Annotated in this window: 22 protein-coding genes and 4 pseudogenes; 13 read left to right on the top strand and 13 right to left on the bottom strand. The window is 34.7% G+C overall.

The window, feature by feature from the left end; all coding sequences use genetic code 11:
• Positions 1-101: 101 nt before the first annotated feature.
• Positions 102-961 (bottom strand): IS630 family transposase gene (locus tag OPR46_RS03285; protein WP_265043306.1). Its coding sequence is split into 2 segments (ribosomal slippage): positions 102-637 and positions 637-961, totalling 861 coding nucleotides; the frame shifts between segments, so codons are not numbered across the junction.
• Between the two features lie 66 nt (positions 962-1,027).
• Here OPR46_RS03285 and OPR46_RS03280 point away from each other — a divergent pair.
• Positions 1,028-1,213 carry a hypothetical protein gene (locus OPR46_RS03280; RefSeq protein WP_265044022.1) on the top strand — a complete coding sequence of 62 codons (186 nt, stop codon included), beginning with the start codon at positions 1,028-1,030 and terminating at the stop codon, positions 1,211-1,213.
• Here the strand turns inward: OPR46_RS03280 and OPR46_RS06980 are convergent.
• From OPR46_RS06980 to OPR46_RS03255, 4 genes and pseudogenes are all read right to left on the bottom strand, one after another.
• Positions 1,179-2,113: pseudogene (locus OPR46_RS06980) on the bottom strand (IS3 family transposase); the annotation flags it as partial. The gene OPR46_RS03280 and the pseudogene OPR46_RS06980 sit on opposite strands and share 35 nt — an antisense overlap.
• Positions 2,114-2,192: 79 nt before the next feature.
• A complete protein-coding gene (locus OPR46_RS03265) occupies positions 2,193-2,507 on the bottom strand; it encodes an FtsB family cell division protein (RefSeq protein ID WP_265044020.1) in 315 nt (104 codons plus the stop codon).
• Between the two features lie 49 nt (positions 2,508-2,556).
• The gene (gene ykgO, locus OPR46_RS03260; protein ID WP_006279631.1) at positions 2,557-2,685 is read right to left on the bottom strand and encodes a type B 50S ribosomal protein L36; all 129 of its coding nucleotides are present in this window, start codon (positions 2,683-2,685) and stop codon (positions 2,557-2,559) included.
• A gap of 49 nt (positions 2,686-2,734) precedes the next feature.
• Positions 2,735-3,565: a pyruvate, water dikinase regulatory protein gene (locus OPR46_RS03255; protein ID WP_265044019.1), complete on the bottom strand. Its 831-nt coding sequence runs from the start codon at positions 3,563-3,565 to the stop codon at positions 2,735-2,737.
• Between the two features lie 135 nt (positions 3,566-3,700).
• Here OPR46_RS03255 and ccmC point away from each other — a divergent pair, with 135 nt between their 5' ends.
• Together ccmC and OPR46_RS03245 are read left to right on the top strand one after the other, a co-directional pair.
• Entirely contained in the window at positions 3,701-4,411 is a 711-nt protein-coding gene (ccmC, locus tag OPR46_RS03250) for a heme ABC transporter permease CcmC (protein WP_010962525.1), read from the top strand.
• Positions 4,412-4,419: 8 nt separating this feature from the next.
• The gene (locus OPR46_RS03245) at positions 4,420-4,824 is read left to right on the top strand and encodes a GNAT family N-acetyltransferase (RefSeq protein ID WP_265044018.1); all 405 of its coding nucleotides are present in this window, start codon (positions 4,420-4,422) and stop codon (positions 4,822-4,824) included.
• Positions 4,825-4,887: 63 nt separating this feature from the next.
• Here OPR46_RS03245 and OPR46_RS03240 read toward each other — a convergent pair whose 3' ends face one another.
• The gene (locus tag OPR46_RS03240) at positions 4,888-6,492 is read right to left on the bottom strand and encodes a hypothetical protein (RefSeq protein WP_265044017.1); all 1,605 of its coding nucleotides are present in this window, start codon (positions 6,490-6,492) and stop codon (positions 4,888-4,890) included.
• 180 nt (positions 6,493-6,672) lie between these two features.
• On the opposite strand from OPR46_RS03240, the gene OPR46_RS03235 reads away from it, so the two are divergent.
• The 3 genes and pseudogenes from OPR46_RS03235 (at position 6,673) to OPR46_RS03225 (ending at position 9,176) form a co-directional block, all read left to right on the top strand.
• Positions 6,673-7,950: an adenylosuccinate synthase gene (locus OPR46_RS03235; protein WP_265044016.1), complete on the top strand. Its 1,278-nt coding sequence runs from the start codon at positions 6,673-6,675 to the stop codon at positions 7,948-7,950.
• Between the two features lie 103 nt (positions 7,951-8,053).
• Positions 8,054-8,782, top strand: a pseudogene (locus OPR46_RS03230) (IS5 family transposase).
• Between the two features lie 250 nt (positions 8,783-9,032).
• Complete coding sequence (locus tag OPR46_RS03225; protein WP_265044015.1) at positions 9,033-9,176, top strand: hypothetical protein; 144 nt, start codon at positions 9,033-9,035, stop codon at positions 9,174-9,176.
• Here OPR46_RS03225 and OPR46_RS03220 read toward each other — a convergent pair.
• On the bottom strand, positions 9,148-9,312 hold the full coding sequence (locus tag OPR46_RS03220; RefSeq protein WP_265044013.1) for a hypothetical protein: 165 nt from the start codon (positions 9,310-9,312) through the stop codon (positions 9,148-9,150). The genes OPR46_RS03225 and OPR46_RS03220 overlap by 29 nt on opposite strands.
• A 4-nt stretch (positions 9,313-9,316) precedes the next feature.
• Here OPR46_RS03220 and OPR46_RS03215 point away from each other — a divergent pair, with 4 nt between their 5' ends.
• The 3 genes from OPR46_RS03215 to OPR46_RS03205 all read left to right on the top strand — a co-directional run bounded on the left by OPR46_RS03215 (position 9,317) and on the right by OPR46_RS03205 (position 11,109).
• On the top strand, positions 9,317-10,159 hold the full coding sequence (locus OPR46_RS03215; RefSeq protein ID WP_265044011.1) for a coiled-coil domain-containing protein: 843 nt from the start codon (positions 9,317-9,319) through the stop codon (positions 10,157-10,159).
• Positions 10,160-10,271: 112 nt separating this feature from the next.
• Positions 10,272-10,535 carry a translation initiation factor IF-1 gene (gene infA / locus OPR46_RS03210; RefSeq protein WP_007550159.1) on the top strand — a complete coding sequence of 88 codons (264 nt, stop codon included), beginning with the start codon at positions 10,272-10,274 and terminating at the stop codon, positions 10,533-10,535.
• Entirely contained in the window at positions 10,513-11,109 is a 597-nt protein-coding gene (locus OPR46_RS03205) for a Maf family nucleotide pyrophosphatase (RefSeq protein WP_265044010.1), read from the top strand. Before infA ends, OPR46_RS03205 begins: the two co-directional genes overlap by 23 nt.
• Here OPR46_RS03205 and OPR46_RS03200 read toward each other — a convergent pair.
• From OPR46_RS03200 to OPR46_RS06975, 4 genes and pseudogenes are all read right to left on the bottom strand, one after another.
• A complete protein-coding gene (locus OPR46_RS03200; RefSeq protein ID WP_265044008.1) occupies positions 11,101-13,779 on the bottom strand; it encodes a hypothetical protein in 2,679 nt (892 codons plus the stop codon). The genes OPR46_RS03205 and OPR46_RS03200 overlap by 9 nt on opposite strands.
• Before the next feature lie 102 nt (positions 13,780-13,881).
• Complete coding sequence (locus OPR46_RS03195) at positions 13,882-15,216, bottom strand: alanine:cation symporter family protein (protein ID WP_265044006.1); 1,335 nt, start codon at positions 15,214-15,216, stop codon at positions 13,882-13,884.
• A 606-nt stretch (positions 15,217-15,822) separates the two neighbouring features.
• Positions 15,823-16,326, bottom strand: coding sequence for a protein-disulfide reductase DsbD domain-containing protein (locus tag OPR46_RS03190; RefSeq protein ID WP_044471194.1), 504 nt, complete (start codon positions 16,324-16,326; stop codon positions 15,823-15,825).
• A gap of 304 nt (positions 16,327-16,630) precedes the next feature.
• A pseudogene (locus OPR46_RS06975) lies at positions 16,631-17,555 on the bottom strand (IS5 family transposase).
• 33 nt (positions 17,556-17,588) lie between these two features.
• Here OPR46_RS06975 and OPR46_RS03175 point away from each other — a divergent pair.
• Entirely contained in the window at positions 17,589-17,786 is a 198-nt protein-coding gene (locus OPR46_RS03175) for a WPE palindromic element domain-containing protein (protein ID WP_265044003.1), read from the top strand.
• A 10-nt stretch (positions 17,787-17,796) separates the two neighbouring features.
• On the opposite strand, the gene OPR46_RS03170 is transcribed toward OPR46_RS03175, so the two are convergent.
• A complete protein-coding gene (locus tag OPR46_RS03170) occupies positions 17,797-19,617 on the bottom strand; it encodes a hypothetical protein (protein WP_265044001.1) in 1,821 nt (606 codons plus the stop codon).
• Between the two features lie 422 nt (positions 19,618-20,039).
• On the opposite strand from OPR46_RS03170, the gene OPR46_RS03165 reads away from it, so the two are divergent.
• From OPR46_RS03165 to lpdA, 3 genes and pseudogenes are all read left to right on the top strand, one after another.
• Positions 20,040-20,162 (top strand): hypothetical protein, encoded by a 123-nt coding sequence (locus tag OPR46_RS03165; RefSeq protein ID WP_265043999.1) that lies wholly within the window; start codon positions 20,040-20,042, stop codon positions 20,160-20,162.
• A 136-nt stretch (positions 20,163-20,298) separates the two neighbouring features.
• A pseudogene (locus tag OPR46_RS06970) lies at positions 20,299-21,018 on the top strand (transposase); the annotation flags it as partial.
• Positions 21,019-21,093: 75 nt separating this feature from the next.
• The gene (gene lpdA, locus OPR46_RS03155) at positions 21,094-22,467 is read left to right on the top strand and encodes a dihydrolipoyl dehydrogenase (protein ID WP_265043997.1); all 1,374 of its coding nucleotides are present in this window, start codon (positions 21,094-21,096) and stop codon (positions 22,465-22,467) included.
• Between the two features lie 5 nt (positions 22,468-22,472).
• On the opposite strand, the gene OPR46_RS03150 is transcribed toward lpdA, so the two are convergent.
• Positions 22,473-22,865: a hypothetical protein gene (locus OPR46_RS03150; protein ID WP_265043996.1), complete on the bottom strand. Its 393-nt coding sequence runs from the start codon at positions 22,863-22,865 to the stop codon at positions 22,473-22,475.
• Between the last annotated feature and the right edge of the window lie 58 nt (positions 22,866-22,923).

Here is a 22,923-nt window from a genome sequence, read left to right as displayed (position 1 = left end):
AAGTGGAGAGAAAGTGTGGAATGTTTTTTACAAAAAGAATGATGCATCAAATTGTTCTGGAATGCAATAGTTATAGCATTTCTCATAATAGTCCGAACAGGTCATAGGAAGGCAGAATCAACAGCACGACGAAAGGATTCGAATAGAGGAATGTTTTTCCTGGCTCTGTTTTTTATAGCAAACCAATGATGCTCAATTTTGTTGAAATCTGGAGAATAAGGCGGCAGATACAAAATTTCTGCACCAACCCCTTTAGCAAGCTCGATAATCTTATCAGACTTATGAAAAGTAGCATTGTCAAGAATGACAGTCTGTCCAGGTTCCAAGATCGGTGTCAAAAATTGCTCAAACCATCCATTAAAAACATCCATATTACAGTGGCCTTCAAAGGTTAACGGAACAACTATCTTTCTTCCACTTAAGGCTGCAACCATACTGATTCGTTGAGTTTTCTTTCCAGATTTTAAGGCATAAAACCGCTGTCCTTTCTGGCAATATCCGTAGGGGTAGTCTTCGGTGTTATCAATGCCAGACTCATCTATATACACTAAGTTTTTAGGTTCTTTTGTCGCTATAATTTTCAAAAATTCAGCACGTTTTTCTTCGTTTCTTCCCTTGTATCCATATGTCTTTTTTTGCGCGTAAATCCAATTTTTTTAAGGGCTCGATAGATCGTTTGGATACTAACGTTGTTCCAAAGTTTAGCCATTTCCGATAGAGTCTTTCCTCCGTGTTCTCTGGCAAATTTGGCAAACGTATCCCAGTCGGTAATTTTGTGATTGTAACCCCCATTTCCAAGTTTTTTTGATTGAAAGTCTCCTGTTTCTTTTCTTCTTTGCCGCCACTCCCATAAAGTAGTTCGTCCAATCTTAAATCTTGCTGCCACTGTTTCTCTGCTTTCTCCTTCGTCTAGCGCTTCCATTGCTTTTTTTCTTAAATCATAACTATATGCTGCTGGCATTCAACCTCCTTATCATCATCTACCCTTATCCTATCACATCCGGACTTTTATGGAAAGAGCTATAATATGGAAGATATCGAAATTGCTATAGACAGTACAGGAATTAGTATAGCTCTTTTTACAATAATCCGAACAGACCGTAATATGCTACTGGCCTGCTATAGCCATAAACACATATCTTATCGCATTCGGACTATTATAAGAAAGGCTAATATTATGAACCTTGGTCACTGTGCAGCAGTAGATTTTTAACAGGTTTACGCCTATTAATGGCCATTAATAAAGAGTTCATAACCAATTGTTTATTTATTGCACTACTCATTAACTACCATACGTGAGAATTATTGCTGCCAAATATAGCCATCCCTCCTTGGTTTTGATGTAAGTAATCCCATACTTTATTTGGTTGATCAACAATAAAGTTTTGGTCTAATATATTGGGAGCTACAGCTCTATTATCTGTTTGTTGTTTTTTAATTTTAAACTTTCTTCTCAGTATAGCCCTGATGTCATTTTTCTGCATAATACTTTGCACCGTTTTCAAATTGCAACTTTTACCCAAAGCCTTCAATTCAGCATGAATTTTAGGAGCTCCATATCTACATTTAGAAACTTGATATATTTTTTGAATAGCTTCGAGTAGCTCTTTATTTGCTGATTCTCTACTGCTTATTTTTCTTGTGGTCCACTTATAGTAGCCACTAGCAGAAAATCCTACATAATTCCTGTACTTTATAGCATTTATAGCCTTTCTTATAATAGTCCGAATGCGATAAGATATGTGTTTATGGCTATAGCAGGCCAGTAGCATATTACGGTCTGTTCGGATTATTGTAAAAAGAGCTATACTATATAAAAAAATATTTTACTCTTTTTGACTGGCCAGGGCTTTTTTTTAAATGTCTCTTTCCCTTGTTACTCTTGCTTTGTAAATCAAACCTCTCTTTGTCATAAGGAGCCATGTTACCTCTACCTGGAAATGCATTTGCCGCTGACTTTTTTTTCGTTATATTTCTTCATCCATTTTCCTAATACACTATCCCTTATTCCTAGATCTCTTGCTACTTTTGCAACTGGTTGACCTACCTTTCTTTGTTCATTTGCCAGCTTAACAGCTTCCAATTTGAATTCTGCCGTATATTCTCTTACCATTTCTAATCCTCCAAAATTTTATTTTACCCGAAAAAACTCCTTTCTTTCTCTCCACTTTTTCTGGGTAAGGGCACTACTGCTATCCCACGTCAAGAACAACCATAAGTTCATTAGGGTTCACATAACCTAAAGCATTTTTTGCTTGCTCATCAAGCAGATCTAAATCTAAGCTTTTTTCATATAAGCCAAATACTTTGTTGTCCAACTTTTCCTTTTCAGAAGAGACATCCTTTAGCAAAAGTTTATTGTACTCGATTTCTTTTTTTAAATCGATTAACGTCAATAAGCCACGTTTACCTGTAATTGTGCTAATGCTGAAATATAATGTAAGGGAAGAAATGAGTAAGGCTGCGCTTAAACACAGTAACTTTTGCTTCTTTTTAGATATAAGCACCGTACTTTCACATATAAAAAATATATAACATGAAAAGGTGAACAAAAAGCTAAGAACCTTGACGCGCTTTACACCTTGGCTTTACCTTATTTATAATGTAAATCTTACCACCCCTTTTCACAACTTTACAATTTTTATCTCTGTTACGATGAGATTTTAGCGACCCTTTGACTTTCATATCTATAGTAAGAATTAAATTACTTTACATTATAATCACTTATCAAGAGTTAGTCAATTGATAACATTTTATTAAAATATTGTATAACTGTTGCTGATACTTCTTCGATCGACTTTTGCGTGACATCGATAATTGGCCAGTTATTCTGTTTAAAGAGCTCCTCTGCTTCTTTAATTTCCTTTTCTACTTTCTCATGGTTAGCATATATATTATTATCTTCGTTGTTAATTGAAGTAAGTCTATTTTTGCGTATTTCTATTAGCCTACTTACGTCTATTGTTACCCCTATCGTTAGTTTATTTTTTAATTTTGCCAAGTCAACATAAAAGGGTACTCCACTAACAAAAGGAATATTTGCAACTTTATAGCCTCGGTAAGCTAAATACGTACTGGTGGGAGATTTTGATGTACGTGAAACTCCAACCAAAATTATATCTGCTTTATCAATATCTTGAATATTTTGTCCATCATCATGATTAATAGTGTAGTTTATTGCCTCAATGCGCTGAAAATATTCGTTATTTATCTCAGTATGCAAGTCAAGCTTTTCGTCTTTTTCAATTTCAAGATAAGACGAAATTTCTCTAATAATATGTGATAATATTGCTCTATAGGGAATTTTCAACTTTATACAGTTATCTTTTAGATATTTTCTTAGCTCATCATCAGTAATAGTGCATATAACAAAATTATGCTCATCACTTTTCCTATTAATTTCCTCCAGAATTTTGTCAATCTGCTCTTCTCCTTTTACAAAAGACCAAACATATTCGATCGTTTCTACAGAACGAAAGTGTTTCAGAGCTGATTTTGCAACTGATATAACAGTTTCACCACTTGAATCTGATACTAAGTGTAGATTAAGCTTTTTAAGGGTCATATACTAAAAATAATAGCTAGCAATCTGCTACTGAAATTATGCTAATTTGTTGACCTACGTAAATATAGAAAAACTATCCTGTTGATAAAACTCAAACTAATTGGTAAATTCTTAACACAATTATTCTCAAAATGAATGTTTTTATTAAAGCCTACAAATTTCTCTTATTTTTCTAAGAAAGCTCTACCTTGGCTTGGGGTGATTTGTTTCGCATGTTTTTTAATTGGAATGTCTTTGGCGTTATTCTTCTCCCCAGAAGATTATAAACAAGGAGAAATTGTACGAATCATGTACATTCATGTGCCTTCTGCATGGCTTGCTCTTGGAATATATGGATTAATTGCATCACTTGGTTTCATTTCATTGGTATGGAACAATAGCATTGCTAGTGTCTTGGCACATGCTGCTGCTCCTGCAGGGACAGTCTTTTCGGCAATATGCTTAATCACAGGCAGCATCTGGGGAAAAGGAACCTGGGGCACTTGGTGGGTATGGGATGCAAGGCTTACTTCAATGCTGATTTTATTTTTCCTATATGTTGGCTACCTTTCATTGTGGAGCGCTTTTGATAATGAAGCGAGGGCAGAAAAATCAGCAGCAGTATTTGCCATCTTTAGTGCTATAAATATTCCTATAGTAAAATTTTCCGTGAATTTATGGTCCACTCTCCATCAGCCAGCAAGCATTTTGAGAAAAGGTGGAATAGCAATAGAAAGTTCCCTGCTGTTGCCACTGGTTGCAATGTTTATGTTTTGTGCCACATTTTTTTTAGTAGTGTGGATACTGTATTCACTTTACTTAATTAATTTATATAAGATAAAGAGAGAAATCAGTATGCGGTATTAGGCCGAGAGATGAAAATAGAACACACCACATCACCAAGTAGCAAAGACATTGAATTCCTACTCAAAAAGATTAATGAAGAAACCGTTGATAAAGGTACGTGTAACCCATTTGCTTTTTTTATTCGCGATGATACTGAACAAATTATTGTAGGTTGTAGCGGTTTTGTTATCTATGGTTCAATTTACACTGACTTGCTTTGGGTGCACTCTGATTATAGAAGAAAAGGTATGGGAAAGCAGCTAATGGAAGAAGTTCATGATTATGGTCGTGAGATGCACTGTAAAATAGCAACCGTTGCAACCATGAATTTTCAAAAAGCGAAAGTATTTTATGAAAAGCTTGGGTATAAGTGTGATCTTGTACGTCCAGGGTATGTTAACATGTATATTTTTGAAGAAAGTGTTGTGAGATGAACTGTAAAATAGCAACCGTTGTAACCATGAACTCTAAAATATTTAAAGAGCCTACTAATATCTTTAAGGTAAATGTTCATGTGATTCCGCAGAATAATTCTGTTTTTTGATTCTATCTGTCCATTTATCATTTTCTATATCTTGTTTGTTGGTTGCTTTTTTTTCTTGCTCAACAATTGCCTTATCTATCTCCTTATGAATTGCATCAATTGCATTAATCGCACCTCCTTTTTTGTATACTTCGCTTTTCCCTTCAATAATTAACTTAATAAAAGTATTTACAACAGACTGCACTTGATTATGATTAACCTGACCTTTTGTCAAAGAAGGTAAAGAGCCTGATTCCATCAATACTTCTGGTGCTGTTTTATCTTGAGTGGAAAGTCCTAAATTATCTGCTACTTTACTTATTAATAACTCTCTGTGTTCTTTATTATCTTCCAATTTAGCATAATCACTCAATAGATCTATAACGGTAGATACTCTGACTTCAACAACATCATCAACATCTTCATCTTCTAGAGCAACTCCTGACCCCAATAACCTCTCTCTGAGATTTTCGCTTAAAAGATTGATAAATTCTTCATTTGCATCTGATCCTGTGGTTGATATTGTACCATCTAAATAGTTACTTTGAGCACCTAAGCCATGCTCTATTTGTATTTTTGTCTCAGGTTTAAATCCTAATTTTGCACAGAATTTCTGAAAATATTCTTTAATAATGTCAAACAAGCTCTTGCCATTATCTTTATAATTTTTTAACTCTTTAGGAATAGTAAGTGACAATTTACCATCTCTGTATGTTACAAAGTCTTCACCATTGTGAGATTCAATTGTAAATTCCAATGAACTAGACAGATTACATATCTTATCGCCATGCATAACTTGATTTTTAACAGAGAGTATTGGTAGCCTCATATCAGATCTAATTCTCACATTATTTTGGTTAGCACAATCAATATTTATTACTTTTTTAGGATTTTCTACTATGAACGACTGTCCAAGTGCAAGTTGGGTTTGTATAAATGGAGCAGCCTCATACCCTGCTTGATTACAATTGGTAACTAGCTCTTCTAAAATAGCATCACTTGGAACTTCTGCCCCAGCGTATCTGAACATTTTTTTGAAAACTTCTTTTGCAAAGGAACGGTAATCCTTGTTTTCATCTTTCTCTGTTGGTAATAGATGGATATACCTTTGGCCAGCATTGTAAAATTCTTCAAATTCTTTCTTATATGAATCGGTTTTTTGATGATTGGCAGTTTTGGAATTTTCACAGTGATTTTTCCATAGCTCACCCAATGCATTACTTACAAGCTCTTTCTCAATATCTTCGAGTACTGAAGCAACAAAAGCTTTGCCATGATCCGTATCTATTTCTCTTGTTCCTTTTTTGTTAAATATTTCGTCATTATATATGTCATCACTATTAAAAAGTTCGCTTTTGCGGTGCTTAGCTCCTTCCTTAAATGCAATAATAAGATTTTTATCTATTTCTTTTCCGTTAATAATAAAATTCATCCTTTGAAAATCTAAGAACATTGTTTCACCGGAATTCGCTAATTTATTATCTTGATCTGCTCTTAATTTACTAAAATTGAACTCTTTAGCTGTGGCCTTTAATCTAACTACTGGACTCTTATTATTTTTTCCTTTTGTCTCTTTCATAAATAACACCTTACTGTAAATATGCTGTAAGTTATATCATATAATGATGAATAATTTGGTAATATATTAAGAAAATCGACAGTATATTTCTTTATTTAAGGGGTGTAGGAAAGGCGTAGATTTCTCTTTCCATTTGTAGCGTACTGCATTAATATTTATGTATTAATCTAGAAAATAATGATGAATAACATTGTAATTGTTGGTCTGCAATGGGGTGACGAAGGCAAGGGTAAAATAGTAGATTATCTTTCTGAGAATGCAGATGTAGTTGTGAGATTTCAGGGAGGAAATAATGCAGGGCACACTATAGTAGTAGATGATGAGGTTTATAAATTAAATTTACTGCCCTCTGCTGTTTTGAGGCCAGGCAAAATATCTATCATAGGAAATGGCGTTGCTCTTGATCCACACGCTCTAATCTCAGAAATAGAGTCATTGAAAGTTAAAGGAGTAGACGTAAACTATAACAACTTGATGGTATCCGAGAGCTGTCCATTAATACTTAGCATACATAAGGACAAGGAAAAGCTATTTGAAGATTTAAATGGAAATCACAAAATTGGTACAACAAACAAAGGGATAGGGCCATGTTATGAAGATAAAGTTGGAAGGAGAGCTATACGCCTTTGTGACTTAGAAAACGCAGATGAGCTCAATAAAAGAGTGGATACTCTTTTGAATTACCACAATGCTATCAGGAAAGGCCTTAACTACCAGGTGGTTAAAAAAGAAGAAATATTAAAGGAAATTCAAGAGATTTCAGAAAAAATTCTTTCATATAAAAAACCTGTGTGGAAGATATTAAATGACTTGATGAAAGAAGGTAAGAAAATAATATTTGAAGGTGCCCAAGGCGCATTTTTAGATATCGACCACGGAACTTACCCTTTTGTTACTTCAAGTAATACTGTAGCATCGCAAGCAATAACAGGCTCAGGGTTATCCTCCAATGCTTACATTATTGGTGTGGTAAAAGCTTATACAACAAGAGTGGGCAATGGCCCATTTCCTACTGAGCAGAAAAATGAAGTAGGAGATAGCTTGTTTACTATAGGTAAGGAACTTGGAACAGTGAGCAATAGAAGAAGGCGTTGCGGATGGTTCGATGCAGTTTTAGTGCGCCAGGCCGTACAACTCTCTGGAGTTTTAAGCATTGTATTAACCAAATTAGATGTGCTTAATTCTTTTGATACAATTAAAATATGCACTGGTTACAAGTATAGCGGAAAAATGTATGATTATTTACCCGCATCGCATTCAATACAAGGGGAATTAGAGCCAATATATGAAGAGTTTCCTGGCTGGAAAGAAAACACTCAAGGTAAAAGGTCGATTGAAACATTGCCTATCAATTTAATAAAATATATAGAAGGGTTAGAAAAATTAATAGGTGTACCAATTCATCTAATCTCAACCAGTCCAAAGAGAGAGGATGTTATTAAGCTTAAAGATTTCTGAAAACGTCTTTGTATCTTAGAGCCTGTACGTAATCTCAAAAAAGAGATAAAGTGAGAGGATAAAGTATATAAAGTAGGATATGCGAAGTTTATAACCAAGTGACATAAGTCGAGAAAAGTTTGAGATTATTGTAGCAGATCTGGAATCTTGCAGAAAGAAGACAAAACCAAGAACACTTGATTTACATGATATATTTTGTGGAGTGTTATACGTGTTAAAAAGTGGTTGCCAGTGGAGAATGGTATCAAAAGAGTTCCCAAAATGGCGCAATTGTTACGACTATTTTAAGAAGTGGAGTGAAAAACCAGATGTAAATAAAGAAAGTGTTCTGGAGCTGGTATTAAAAAAAAATAATTGCGACAAAACAATGGTCGGAAAAGCTTCTGCATAATTGATGCACAGAGTATAAAAAATGCAGATACTGCTGAAGCTATGATGCAGGCAAGAAGATTTCAGGGCCGTATTGCAGTAGATACGCAAGCATGCAATTTATACAACAACAGCAGAGATAACTGACCGTAGCAGTGCTGTGAGAATGGTCGAAAATGCAAAAGAAAACCTCTCGGGAGTTAAAAATGTACTGGTTGATGCAGGCTATACTGGAGAGAATTTTGTAACTCAAATAAAAACGATTATTGGTGCAACCGTTGAAGTGATCAAAAGAAATGAATTACGTTCCTTTGTTGTATTGCCCAAAAGATGGGTTGTGGAGCGATCTTTTGCTTGGTTAGAAAAATGTAGAAGATTGTGGAAAAATTGTGAGCGAAAACTCAATACTAGCCTACAAATGGTAGTTCTGGCTTTCACTGCCTTACTTCTGAAAAAATTATGAACAGGCTCTTACTAACTCTTATCTAATAAAAAAATACTTGTGTAACTTCGAATAGTCTATTATGCAAGACAGCAGTATAAACATGTAGTAAGAAATGTATAATGAAAAATAAAAGCTCAAGTTTAACACTTGCAGTTATTTTTACACAATTAAGTAATCATAAAAGTTAGTGTAGGGCGAGGTTATACAGTTTGATTTCTTTTAATATATCTTAATTGGTATAATATAAATATAGTTAAGGAGGTGTATTATGATTGGAAGTTTGGCTAAAGAAGAAAAAACAGCAGAGGCAGGAAAAACAGGTGATCAACTTGAAAAGTGTATTGGACAAACTTCACTGAATAGGGAGGTTTATTACTCTACGCTTATCTACTATACATTAAAAGAGTTATAGCCTTTCTTATAATAGTCCGAATGCGATAAGATATGTGTTTATGGCTATAGCAGGCCAGTAGCATATTACGGTCTGTTCGGATTATTGTAAAAAGAGCTATACAAGACAGGTTTGAAAAAGAGGAGCAAAAAAACACGGAATTGCAAACTGAACTGGCACAAAAAAATGAAGAATTAGCAGGTGTGTTAAAAGAGCTACAAGGGAAAGCACAAGAACTTAAAGGTGTATATGAAGAAAAAAGAAAGCTAAAGGAAGAGCTGAAAATTGTTAATGCAGGAAAGAAGAATTTGGAAAAAGAGCTAAATCAAGCACGAGAAGATGCGGAACAGATAATGGTTGAACGACGCCAGCAGAAAGAGCGCTTGAAAGATCAGCTAAGAGAATTAGATCAGGAATATAAGGTACAAGTAGAAATTGAGCAAAAGATTAAAGAATCAGATAGGCAAGATAGCGATTTACAAGATACACTTGGAGAAGAGAGACTAAAACTCAACATTGAAGAACTAGAAAACGAGTACGAGGAATTTCCAGGAGATAAGGTGCTTACACTTGAACTCACTAAAGATGAAGATAAAGTCGAAGAGTTAAGAAACGAGCTAGAGCGTGAGAAAGAAAAGTGTAAACAATTATTAGAAGAAGAAAATGAATGGGGTGATGAATTGGTAGGAATGCTTGATGGACTGGAGGAAAAAATTCGTGCTGATGAACAAAGGAGCTCCAACAATCAATTAACGGGAGAAATTTCTAATGAGTCTGGTAATGCTCCACGACAGAAGAAAAGGTTATCCAAATCTTCAAGCGTTGATAATGAGTCTTATGTTCCACTGAGAGAGAAGACAACACTACTCAGATCTTTAAGCGTTGATAGTGGACTTGATAGCGATGAAGAAAATTGTGATAATGATTTATCTTTCAACATAAGTCCTATAAGTTCTATTGAGAAGGTGGCAGAGAGTAGAAACGTAGGTAGGGTATCATTGTGAAGATGGTTGGGGTTAAGTTGCAACTTAAGTGGGGCGCAAAAGGTCTTTTGTGTTGATAATAATTTAAAATCTATAGTAGACTAAAAAAGATTATTAAATTATAATATAACATATGATAAAGGACGAGAAATCGAAAACAATTTTTGAAGTGGAAGGGGCAGTAACTGCTTTACTACCTGCAGCAGAATTTAGAGTGAAACTGGACAATGAACATGAGATTATCTGTCATGTATCAGGGAAAGTGAGAAGAAGTAAAATACGCATCATTATAGGGGATAGGGTGTTAGTTGAGATGAGCATTTACGATAGGAATGCGAGAAAGGGTAGGATCATTAGAAGGCTTAAAGGTACAAGTGACAGAACGATCTCTAAATAATCTTATTCTTGCTTCATCATCGAAAAGGCGTATAGCTTTACTAAAACAAATAAACATTGAGCCAGGTTTAATTTTGCCAGCAGATATAGATGAAGCCCCTTTAAAAAAGGAACTTCCGAAGGATTACTCAATCCGTATGGCAAAAAGTAAAGCTGAGAAAATACAAAGTTTAAATCCAAATTATTTTGTGCTTGGTGTTGATACAGTTGTTGCTTGTGGTAGAAGGATATTGCTCAAAGCTGAAAACGTTGAGCAAGCAGAAAAATGTATCCGCTTGTTATCAGGAAGAAGTCATAGAGTATACACCAGTGTATGTCTATTAACTCCCGATCAATCTAAACAACATATCAGGAGTGTGGTTACAATAGTGAAATTTAAACGTCTCAGTGAACAAGAAATTAAGTATTATTTAGCATCAGAAGAGTGGAAAAATAGGGCGGGGGGATGCAATATACAAGGCCTAGCTGGAGTGTTCGTATTGTTCTTACGCGGCTCCTACTCTTCCGTTATAGGGTTACCATTACATGAAACCTATTGTTTGCTAAGCAATTATTTTAACTTCAATTTATATTGAAATACCTTTATTAGTATCTTTTTTTTGTTGTGACTCAGCAACCTGTTTAGCCCAATCTAGTGGTCTTTTATTTCTGTTAGCTAATGCAATTCTATTGCGATCATAACCATCAGTGTGTTCTGTTAAAGTATCTCCTCTTTCTTCTTCTATTACTCCAGCTTTCAGTTGTGCTTCATCTTTCTCTAGTAATTTATATAGTTCGCTATTTTTATCTACAGTTGGATTAGTGTCATTATTTTCTCGTTCTGCCACTGTTTTTTCTAACCACTTACGTATAGGGTCATATTGTTTACCTTCTCCTATCTTTTCTAAAATGTTTTCTGAGAATGAATCTTTAGGAATATTTTCTTTAGTAGCCTGTTGTGCCGGTTCTCTTAACCCTTTATCCGGGTTTCCCAATGCTCCTTTTAACTCACTCGTATCTCCGATTTCTTTTGGTTCAATGTTTTCTAAGCTCTTCTTTAACTGTTCAGGATTTACTTGAGATTGTTCATTATTGTCATGAGTTGGAGATGAATAGCCCGAATCGTTTGCTTTTATGTCTGTTGAGCTGTCTTTTAGCAACCCAACTTCTCTCAAGCGTTTTTTAGTTTCTTCGCTAATCTGACTCTGATCAGCTGGTTTTAACCCGAGATTTTCTTGACCTAATGTATTTTTAAGTTCTTCAAATAGAGTTAGATTACTTTGTCTAATATGTTCTTCTAATTTCCTTCCTACCTGTTTTAAATCTGTTTGAGATTTACTATCACTATTAGTTGGAGATATATAGCCTGAATCACTTATACTATTTGGTGTTGAAGCAGAGACACTAATAGTTGGACCTTCCATTATTTTTACATCTGCTAAATCGTCTTTTTGCAATCCATCTTCTTTATCTTGTGACAGTTTATCAGTAGGATCAACTTGCCTTAATCCTCTATTATCCTGCTGTGATCTATCTCTGATTTCTTTAAGAAGATTTTCAGGTGGAGTTTGATCACTTTGTTCAATGTTCTCTAAGCTCTTCTTTAACTGTTCAGGATTTACTTGAGATTGTTCATTATTGTCATGAGTTGGAGATGAATAGCCCGAGTCACTTTTATTATTGAGTGCTGTAGCAGAGAGCAGCTGTTCACTTTCTTTCCACTTAGCATCACTAGCATCTTGGTTATCACTGTTATCTGGAGAAGATGAATAAGGAATTATGTCCTTTAATGTCTCTAACGGTGATGGGTTATTTTTTCTACTTCCTGCAATTGATGCTTTTCTATCATCAACATCAATGTGCCGTAAGTTGTTTTTCTTGAAATTTCTGATGTCTTGTAACAGATCGCCTTTGCTATTTCCTTCTTGTTGCTGGGTTTTAGGTTGTTGCTGATCATTAGGTGTTTGCTCACTTCTATCTGGTTTTTGGCTTCCAGGTACAGCATGTCCAAATGTAGGATTGTCATACCGTTCATCTTCTTGCCTATTATCTTGATTGTGGCTTACAGACTTGGTGAAAGTAGAACTATCTGAAGAATCAGAAGTTGCACCTTTTTGCTGATTATTAGGTATTTGCTCATTTTCGCCCAAGTCATCTGGTTTTTGGCTTCCAGATTTGGCTCCCCCTTGCTCATCGAAAACACCTTTTTTAGGTGGTAGTGAACTAGTTCTAGGCGGAAGTGGCGGAGGAGTTTTTTTGTTCTGAGGATTCTCCTCAAAAAGCGATTGTAGGTTATAAACTTGACCTCCCGAATTTGCTTCTCGTGCTGCTTGTCTAAGCTCACGCTTTTCTTTAGCCTCCTGAGAATTAATTTTATCGTCAAAATCTTTTCCAATTCCGCTATCGTAAGACTGCCTTCTGCTGTTAGATTGTAGTCCAAAATGTGAATGGTGGTCTTCTTTTTTTTGAGTTATATCAGTAGCTTGAACGCTAACACCTCTATTAACATCAATTCTTGTTGTAGTTTCAGATGATAGCTCGTTACTGTCTTTATTATGTTGCATCTCATTCGCTTTTCCTTGTCCTTTCTCCCTGAATTGTATTTCATGCAAGAATAAACCACCTATTTTTACATCTCTGTTTACTTCTAACCGTTCTAGAGAAAAATCATCACCTTTAACAAGGTCTACACCGTTAGCATCAATCTTAATTTTGATCTTACATTCCTTCCCCTCCGCATACCACTTTAAAGTCATTTCATATGAACCATCAGTTACGACATAATGTCTTATTTTTTTCCCTTCTTTCTCGGCAACAAAACCATGCATTCCGCTCTTTCCATCACTATGCAATGTTGAAAATCCCGAGATTTCATTCTTCTCACAAAAATCACTATTTAAAAATTCGCTGATTTTAAACTCTTTTTTGTTATTTCCCAGCGTAATACTTGCGTGATTACCGTATATTGAAACTCCTGCAACATCATCAACGTACTCTTTCAACCTTTCTTTAACTTCACTTTCAAGGTCTTGTCCAGCTTTCTTTGTCTTGTCGCATTTCTGAAGAATAACTCCATATGCTTTATCTTTGTTTTCTTCTTCGTCCCAATTCCAGTTGGCGTGTTTTGTTAAAAACTTTACTGTGTTAAAATCAACTCTAGCATTATAAATTGGGTCGTCTTCCTTTTTTATTTTACCAAATAAAGGAAAAATTTCTTGAATGCGCTCATTATAAATGTGTTCTTGTTGTGTATCGTTAGTGTTCATATACCCCTCACTAATAACCCTCTGCCTTTAGTTCTAGCTAATATAATTATCACGAGCATTGGTTGAATTTTTATTAAGGAAGGTTGTGTTAGATGGCAACTTTTAGTTGGCGCCTAATTTCAAGTATCTGTCACTCATAGTAAACACTTCTGGATCTTGAGAGGTTAGCTTGAGTATAGCGAGTATGTTGATAAACAACAAAGCGGCGATCGAAATATCAGCAACATCCCATAGCAATTGAACTTTACCTATCGCACCAAGCGGAATAATCAAGGTAAAAATTACAACCCAGATTTTAGTGTATTTATTATCCATGGACACATAGCGTATTGTCTGTTTTGAGCAAAAAAACCAAGTAAAAATAGTAGTAAAAGCAAAACAAAACATTATGGCCATAATTAAATAGTCAATATAAGGCCAATTCATTGCCTTTCTAAAAGCAAATATGCACACGTTAGTGCTCTCTAAATCAGTAATCCAAGAATCTGTGACAAGCAGTACCATTGTTGTAATAAACACTATAAACGCAACTATAAAAGGCGATATTATCGTAATTAGACTCTGCTCAATAATAAATTTATTGTTATTTTTCTTAGGAACAATTGAAGAATGTACGATTCCTTCAAGGCCAAGCCCTATATCTGTTGCAAAAATACCTCGCAAAGTTCCAACTTGAATAATAGTCAACATTTCTAAAATCAAACCTAAAGATAAACCAGAGTTAAAGCTACTGGTTGTAAAAAAACTGCTTGTTATTAGTTTTAGAGAAGGAAGAATATTTTCACTAAATTTAAATAATATGATACCGCAAAGTGTGAGGTAACTTACCGTCATTATCGGTATCATAGCCGATATAAAAATTTTAATTTTTTTTAAGCTGAGAGCTGCAACAACAAAAAACATTATGGCCATTACAATGCCACCAATGACTACAGGCACATCTATCATGTTAAGTGATATTGATAGAGAATTTACCTGAACAAGGTTACCAACTGTTATTGAAACCATTATCATAACAACTAGAAACACAATTGTAGCTTTTCTAGAGTTAAATGCATCAGCCATGTAGGCTACAGGGCCACCTATAAACCGTCCGTTCTTTTCCTTTCTGGTTTTTATACTTAGATAACAAGTGACATATTTTATCACAGAAGTGATAACAATAATTATCGCCATCCACAAAATAGAGCCCGGTCCTCCGGTTTTTAGAGCAACAGCAGTTCCTGAAATATTTCCTACTCCCAAATTTCCCCCTAAAATTGTAAACAGAGCGGCTATAGAAGAAAATTTATTTTCTCCTTTTTTAGCTCCAAGGAGTGAAAGGGCGTATGGTAATCTAAATACCTGTAGCCATTTTAGTTTAATCGATAGGTAAACACCAGCAACTAGCATGAGTAATATTGTTGGCAGTAATAAAACAAACTTTACTGTATCCATCTGTAAAAGTGAGATTTTTACTTGAGTATACAACAAAAATTGAAAATACCTAACCTATTTTCTATGTATGAATTCGTTTCCGTCATTCTAGAAACCTTTTCTTGTCATCCAAGTAGCGTACACATATAGCTCTTTTTACAATAATCCGAACAGACCGTAATATGCTACTGGCCTGCTATAGCCATAAACACATATCTTATCGCATTCGGACTATTATAAGAAAGGCTATAACTGTACGAACATTGTAATATGGTACAATGTTAAGACGATGTCATTCCAGTGCTTGACACTGGAATCCAGCTTTTAATGCAACCCCTCACCAAAAATATTGTGTTTTAACATAAGGTTAGCTACTTTTATACTCACCAACTTAGTGTCCAATCTGGATCCCAGTGTCTGGGCACTGGGATGACATCTTTTTTCTTGGTACAAATTACTCTTATATCTCAATGTTCGTACAGTTAGTGCGTGACACTGGGATCTAAATTTTTTATGCGAAACCATTATGTTTATATACTTGTAGGCCCAAGTTCCTCACATAGTGAACAAAAAAGTAAATGAGATTCCAGTGTCACGCGCTGGAATGACACCTACCCCATGAGAACTCTATTTTTCATACCACTCATTTATAAGTTTATTGATATCAGAATCTATAAAATCCTTTAATGGTTGCCTGATTTTTATCTCAACATTTTTAGGGATGCACCTATCTTTACATATCGCATAATTTATATGGAAGTTAAGGTCAATATACCCTTGATTTAAAAATATATTCATCTTAAAGGGAAATAATACCATATCCTCATATACGTTACTTACAAACGTCTCTCTCCCTACTTTATCTTTATGTTCCTTTGGAATAGGCCAGTGAATATTTATATCTGATGCATTACCTTTGTAACTAATAGACGTGGGAAGGCCAAAATCTCCAGGATCTTTATAATATATGTGCCAGCCTGGTTCTACTGTAACCTTTATTGCACCTTTAAGAGTGAAGCTTGCTTCATTTATCTCGCCAATAAGTAAATCAAATTTTGCAATTTCCTCGTCAGCATATAGTTGAGTGCAAGAAAAAAATAAAAACAATATTAAATATATATGTATTTTCATTAAGGTAAATTTCTCCTTTTATAGAGAAAGTAATTTAGATTTTAATTATTATATTTAATAGTATTATATAGATTATTTATTAATATAGCATTATGCTATAGCTAAACTGACTTACGACAATCTGAAAAACGACAAATTCGTCATTCCGCTACTTGTTAGCGGAATCTATGCCGAGATACCGCGAATGAATCCACAACTGTACGAACATTGTGATTTTGGTCCATAAGGAGGGTGTCATCCCAGTGCTTGACACTGGGATGGCTTTGTTGCATCACACTTTATGAGATGGTGATTTATGGTAAATTCATGTAACTGTCTCAAATTTAGCCATACCAATATCAGTGAATTTATTAAGCAAATAGCATTTGATTAGCAGTTCTTTTTCTCGATTTATCTCAGATTTATTCCTAAAACTAAATCCGAATATTTGCTTTAATCTTGAGAAAAACCCTTCAATATAAGATCTTTTCCCATAATTTACTTCTTTTTTCCATTCTTTCATGCCATCTTCACCGTATAATTTTATTAACCTAATAGCAGCATTCCTGTCAGACATATAATCTATTTCTGGATGTTCTGCCGCATTGTTTATTGGTGGAATTTTTGTCTTTATATCATATTCGTTACACAACTTATAAAACTTGTGCCTATCACATGCTCTATCTGCATATAGTGCTTTTATGGCATGCTGAAAATCAACTTCTTTTAGCAAATCACAAGCTCCATAGTGATCAGCCGTTACTGTATTTTACAGCTATGGCTTTTTTGTTGTTTATATTCAACATTACGTGCAATTTTCTCGTTTGCTCATAGCCACGATATTTTCTGTCAGTGCTATTTTCCTTACTGTGTGTTGTTGTATATACTAATTCCTGTACTGTCTATAGCAATTTCGATATCTTCCATATTATTTTCTGCAATCATTGATCTTAATATTAAGTTTTTTTTGATGCTTGTGAATAGCTGATAACTGCCAAACCTCTTCCTATTTGTTGCAAATACCCTTTTATAAACCCGACTGTTTGTCTTAAACCAATTCTAAAGAAACTGACGATTATATGCACCAAAATCACAACTTTATCACTATAAATATAGTTGCCGCCCTGCATTTTTGGACAATTCTCGTACCAATTTTCTATGGCGTCATTGATATAACAAAAAATGCTTCCTCTTTCTTGGAGAAATTTGTTATATTCATGGCAGTTACTGACTCTCATTTTTTGTGGCATATTTTTTCTTCAACAGTTAAATGGCTATTTATAATGAATTTTGTCAGTAACTGCCAGTTCTTTTCACTTGAGCGATGCAACAAAGCCCACTGGGATCCAGAAAATTTGATCGTGTACTATACAACATTTTCGATTAAAAGCTGGATTCCAGTGTCAAGCACTGGAATGACATCACAGGGGCACTGGAATTTTTGTTTCAGCATTAGCCATGCATCTGAACAGATACTGTAAATTAGCTATATTACATTAGCCCATCAGATGAGTTGTAATGGTTATAATTGTCTGATAAGTGATCTCTAACATCGTGACCTAACTCATTGGCATCAGGCTTAACTTCGTGATCTAACTCATTAGCATCGAGCTTAAACAAAGAAGGATTATCATCAGATTGTTGATTAGACTCTTTCTCTTTCGACCCAAATAACCATGAAAAGAGTGATGAGATAGAATCAATAATGGATTTAATTGCTGAAAAAATATTGGATAAGAAATTACTTGGTTGCTGAGTATCCTCTTCGGCTGATTCTGGTTCAGGCTCTTTTCCTGCTGTGTCATCCACATCTTGTTCAGGCTTACTTCTGCTTATGAGTGTCTTATCTAACCATTTGGACATATTCTTGTCTGGATTATGAAAATACATTTTCTCTATGTCCTTGTTTTCATCAACAAAAATTACTACAGTTGCATTCTGACTTAATGACCCTTCATTTAATCTATAACGTTCACTAACGAGCGATTCATGAGAGTTCTTTATATCTTGAATCAATCGAAGTTTTTCTTCTTCTACTAAAAGGTAACCTCTGTGTTGTATAGCATAATTGGTCCCTTTGTACTTAAATTGCAACATTCCTGTAACCTCTGTGTAGTCATCACCTTTTTGTTCTTCTTCTGGCTCTGGATTCGTGCGGTTTTCATTTACCTCTTCTTCAGACTTACTTCTGCTTATAAGTGTCTTATCTAGCTGTTTGAATATATTTTTGTCGGAGTTTCGAAAATACATTCGACTTATCTCCTTATTTTCATCAACGTGAATCGATAAAACTGTATTCTCATTCCCCAATCCATCACATTCACTAACGAGCGATTCATGAGAGTTCTTAATGTCTTTGATAAATTGAAATTTTTCTTCTTCTGAAAAGTACTTGCATCTTACGTTATAAGTGGTGCCTTTGTATTTAAAACTAAATATCCATCCATGGTCTTCATATTCATCTAGTCCAGAATTCTTGACACGTTGTATAATTTGAAATTTTTCATCTTCTGAAAGGTTCTTGTGATATTTATAAAGTGTACCTTTATATTTAAATTTAAACATCCATCCATGGCCTTCATATTCATCTACACCCATCTGCTTGCAAATAGCTTTATAATTTTTTTCTTCTACCTCTCGTCCAATGACATTCGCTATGAGTTCAGTATCCAGAATATTCAAAGTTTGGACTGTTGCCGATGGTGAAAAACGCAATTGAAATATGTGGCCTAGCTCATGACCTAGAACAAAATCCATGGCACTTTGCTTATATGTCAGAATATTCTGACAATCTGTTACTCCTCGTGTAATATATCCTGAACCACCATCTTCATCTAAGCCGAGAAGATTGTTATACTTTGTATAATCGCTTCTATTATTAAAAATGTGAACCGTTATATTGTAACTTGCATTACTATTTTTCAAGCAAAACTTTTCTTTAAATGCTTCATAGGCAGTTTTAATGTCTGTTTCTATTTTGTTTTGTTCCTGCTCAGATAAGTTGTCGTATTTTATAGTACAATTTATATACCCGTATTTAACGGTAAAGCTGTTAGACAAAACATCATGTATATTTGTGGAAAAATAATTGAACTGCTTTGACTCAGCTTCCTTATACAATTGATGCCCATATTTATCCCTAGAATACTTTGGTAGTTTAGGTACTTTGGCAATTAAGTTTTTGTTACTATCAAAAAAAGAAATATCAGAATTACCAATCCTAAAATCCTTTATAGATTGCCCGCAAGTGCCATCATTTGCACAATCATGATTATCTTTCTTATTAAACCATACGTTGGTGTATTTTTCCATTTTGATACCTCAATACCAAACCTTACTATATTATTATCTTGGTAAAAATCATAATAATTCGTTAACTTGTATTTTAAATCTGTATCAAATGTGCTTTTCTCGTAAGGTATCAATTGTGAAGTAATTAACTTTATTTGTTTAAAATTTTGCTAAAATAGCTCTTTTTATACTATGTTTTATATAGCTAAACTGACTTAGATTTACTGACAATTTGAAAAACAAAAATTCGTCATTCCGCTACTATAGTATTTTCTAAAACGAATGATAAACGTCTAAAATGGTATTACCAACTAAAAGGTGTAAGTTTGTACATTGATGCATTAGAGGTCTGAGGCGACTTTTGATGGTGTGCCAACAATGCTCTATCGGATTTAGATCTTACTATTATAGCTCTTTTTACAATAATCCGAACAGACCGTAATATGCTACTGGCCTGCTATAGCCATAAACACATATCTTATCGCATTCGGACTATTATAAGAAAGGCTATACCCACAAATATAAATGTTTGTTGCATAGCTCTTAATGGCATAACTTTTGCTTGAAATAACTGTTTATATGGTGCAATTTACAGCTTTTATAGACTTTCTTATAATAGTCCGAATGCGATAAGATATGTGTTTATGGCTATAGCAGGCCAGTAGCATATTACGGTCTGTTCGGATTATTGTAAAAAGAGCTATAACTGTCCATAAAGCTCACCCGAATCGGGTATATGCATTTGCCAAAGCTTGCAATCATTTTGCAAAAACTGACAAGTTAGATGCTAAATTACTGGAAAAATACGCTGAATTTGTCAGTAAAGACGGTGAAGTAAAAGGATGTATAATTTCACAAAAGCAAGAGGAATTAAAGGAGCTGGGGGCAGTTGAGCGTAATTTAAATGATGCAATTCATGCAAACAAGTGTCGCCTGCAAAGTGCGACGGGAAAAGCTAGAGAATACATAGAAAGACAGATAGGGTTTGCTGAAAAACAATTGAAAGAAATTAGGCAAGACATAGAAGATGCAATAGCTGAATTGAAAGGAAAAAATGAGCTTTTAATCAGCTATAAAGGTATTGGATCAAAGACGGCGAGCGTTCTACTGACAGAGGTGCCTGAGCTTGGTAGATTAGAGAATAGAGAAATTGCATGCTTAGTTGGAGTTGCACCTAAAACTAGTGAAAGTGGAAGAAAAGTTGGCAAAGCTCAAATCAAAGGAGGCAGGTTTTATGCAAGGAAAGCACTATACATGTCAGCTCTTGTTGCTATGCGCCACAACAGAAAAATGAAAGCGTTTTATCAGCGTTTGGTTGATTCTGGCAAAGCTGCTAAGGTTGCATTAGTTGCTGTCATGAGAAAAATTATCGTTTGTTTAAATGCCATGATAAAAAATAACAACTTTTATCTTGACTCTTAAGACGGTAGATGACAGACCATTGATTGTATGGGTTCCATCTGTTATATATAATCTTTTTGAATACGAAGAAAACTGATGAATGAGTATGATATTACGGTTATAGGTAGCGGTCCTGGTGGTTATATAGCGGCAATTAGGGCGGCACAGCTTGGGTTTAAAACTGCAATTGTGGAAAAAGAAAAAAATTTAGGCGGTATATGCTTAAATTGGGGATGTATACCAACAAAATCACTGCTTAGAGCATCTGAGGTTTATAAGCTAATAAAAAGATCAAAAGAGTTTGGTATAGAAGTAAAGGGAGCGAATTTTGATATACAATCAATAGTGAAATACTCAAGAAACGTTGTTGATAAATTGTCAAGCGGTGTTGCATATTTGATGAAAAAAAATAATATCAAAGTTCATCAAGGTTTTGGTAAACTTGCAGGCAATGGTACTATAAAAGTCGTTAGCGATAAGGAAGAACAAGAAATTGTTTCCAAGCATATCATTTTAGCAACAGGCGTGAGGGCACGGAATCTGCCTGGAATAGAGGCAGATGGAGATTTAATATGGAATGCGCAGCACGCTATGACTCCAGAGAGATTACCAAAATCGCTACTAATTATAGGGTCTGGTGCAATTGGAATAGAATTTGCAAGTTTTTATAGTACTTTGGGTGTTGATGTAACAATCATAGAGATAAAGAGCACTATTTTGCCGCTGGAGGATAAGGACATTTCAGATTTAGCACAAGAAATATTCACAAAACAGGGGATAGAAATATATACAAGCAGTAACGTAAAAGCTCTTACTAAAAGTAAAGACTCTGCTCAAGTACTACTAAGTAGTGGTGAGAGCAAAGAATTTGAGAGGGTGATTGTTGCGGTTGGAATTCAAGCAAATATTGAAAATATAGGTTTAGAAAATACAAAAATTAAATTAAGCCCTTCTGGCTTTATTGAAACGAATGAATGGTATGAAACTAGTGAATCAAATGTGTATGCAATAGGTGATGTAGCTGGCCCACCATGTTTAGCACATAAAGCGAGCCATGAAGCCGTGATCTGCATTGAAAAGATTGCTGGTAAAAATGCTCATGCGTTAAAAAAAGAATGCATACCAAATTGCACTTATTCTCATCCACAAATAGCGAGCATCGGCCTTACTGAGGAACAGGCAATAGAAGGTGGGTATGATATAAAAATAGGAAAATTTCACTCTAACTTTAATGGTAAGTCTGTTGCACTCAGTGAAACTGAAGGGTTAGTGAAAACGATTATAGATAAAAAAACCGGAGAAATTCTGGGTAGCCACATGATAGGTGCAGAAGTAACGGAGTTAATTAGCAATTTTGCTCTTGCAAAGCAACTAGAAGGAACAGACTTCGACATAAAATCTACGATTTTTCCTCATCCAACCATTTCAGAGATGATACATGAATCAGTGCTTGCTGCAGATGTTAAATAGTTGAACTAACGTTCCATCGTTTTAGAGTTGTCAATGTCTTGAGTAGTAGTTTGATTAGGCACTTTAGTTTCAATAGATTGATTACCACCAGCATCAGAATTCTGTAACTCTTCTTTCAATCCCTTAGCTGCTTCTTTAACTTCAAGCTTTGCCTTTGGATGAAGATCTTCTGGGCCTTTTCCTTTAGTATCCAAACCTTGTTGTAGATTAGTGCTTTTCATTTTATTATGCTGCTCGTGCTCAGGTAGGTCAATGACCGAATTGAAAAGAATCTTTATTATATTTTTTAGCAGTTCTAAAAAACCTCCGCTTCTGCCTTCTCTTTGTTCTTGAGGTTTATTTTTCTCATTAGGTTCTTTTTTACTATTACTTTTAGGCATTTTTAACTCAACTATCATGACGCTTAATAAAATTCTACGTGCAAATTGTTAAATAACAGTTAACAATCTAGGATTT

Source organism: Wolbachia endosymbiont (group A) of Scambus nigricans, assembly GCF_947251485.1.
Lineage (GTDB): Bacteria > Pseudomonadota > Alphaproteobacteria > Rickettsiales > Anaplasmataceae > Wolbachia > Wolbachia pipientis.
The sequence above is the reverse complement of the archived record's forward strand: the minus strand, read 5'-3'. Positions and strand labels throughout refer to the sequence as shown.

Coding starts and splice junctions, on each gene's coding strand:
- lpdA (WP_265043997.1), top strand. CDS start 21,094: ATGAATGAGTATGATATTACGGTTATAGGTAGCGGTCCTGGTGGTTAT.
- OPR46_RS03170 (WP_265044001.1), bottom strand. CDS start 19,617: ATGGAAAAATACACCAACGTATGGTTTAATAAGAAAGATAATCATGAT.
- OPR46_RS03245 (WP_265044018.1), top strand. CDS start 4,420: ATGAAAATAGAACACACCACATCACCAAGTAGCAAAGACATTGAATTC.
- OPR46_RS03225 (WP_265044015.1), top strand. CDS start 9,033: ATGATTGGAAGTTTGGCTAAAGAAGAAAAAACAGCAGAGGCAGGAAAA.
- ykgO (WP_006279631.1), bottom strand. CDS start 2,685: ATGAAAGTCAAAGGGTCGCTAAAATCTCATCGTAACAGAGATAAAAAT.
- OPR46_RS03165 (WP_265043999.1), top strand. CDS start 20,040: ATGCTACTGGCCTGCTATAGCCATAAACACATATCTTATCGCATTCGG.
- OPR46_RS03255 (WP_265044019.1), bottom strand. CDS start 3,565: ATGACCCTTAAAAAGCTTAATCTACACTTAGTATCAGATTCAAGTGGT.
- OPR46_RS03240 (WP_265044017.1), bottom strand. CDS start 6,492: ATGAAAGAGACAAAAGGAAAAAATAATAAGAGTCCAGTAGTTAGATTA.
- OPR46_RS03235 (WP_265044016.1), top strand. CDS start 6,673: ATGAATAACATTGTAATTGTTGGTCTGCAATGGGGTGACGAAGGCAAG.
- infA (WP_007550159.1), top strand. CDS start 10,272: ATGATAAAGGACGAGAAATCGAAAACAATTTTTGAAGTGGAAGGGGCA.
- OPR46_RS03195 (WP_265044006.1), bottom strand. CDS start 15,216: ATGGATACAGTAAAGTTTGTTTTATTACTGCCAACAATATTACTCATG.
- OPR46_RS03190 (WP_044471194.1), bottom strand. CDS start 16,326: ATGAAAATACATATATATTTAATATTGTTTTTATTTTTTTCTTGCACT.
- OPR46_RS03280 (WP_265044022.1), top strand. CDS start 1,028: ATGGAAGATATCGAAATTGCTATAGACAGTACAGGAATTAGTATAGCT.
- OPR46_RS03200 (WP_265044008.1), bottom strand. CDS start 13,779: ATGAACACTAACGATACACAACAAGAACACATTTATAATGAGCGCATT.
- OPR46_RS03150 (WP_265043996.1), bottom strand. CDS start 22,865: ATGATAGTTGAGTTAAAAATGCCTAAAAGTAATAGTAAAAAAGAACCT.
- ccmC (WP_010962525.1), top strand. CDS start 3,701: ATGTTTTTATTAAAGCCTACAAATTTCTCTTATTTTTCTAAGAAAGCT.
- OPR46_RS03175 (WP_265044003.1), top strand. CDS start 17,589: ATGAATTTTGTCAGTAACTGCCAGTTCTTTTCACTTGAGCGATGCAAC.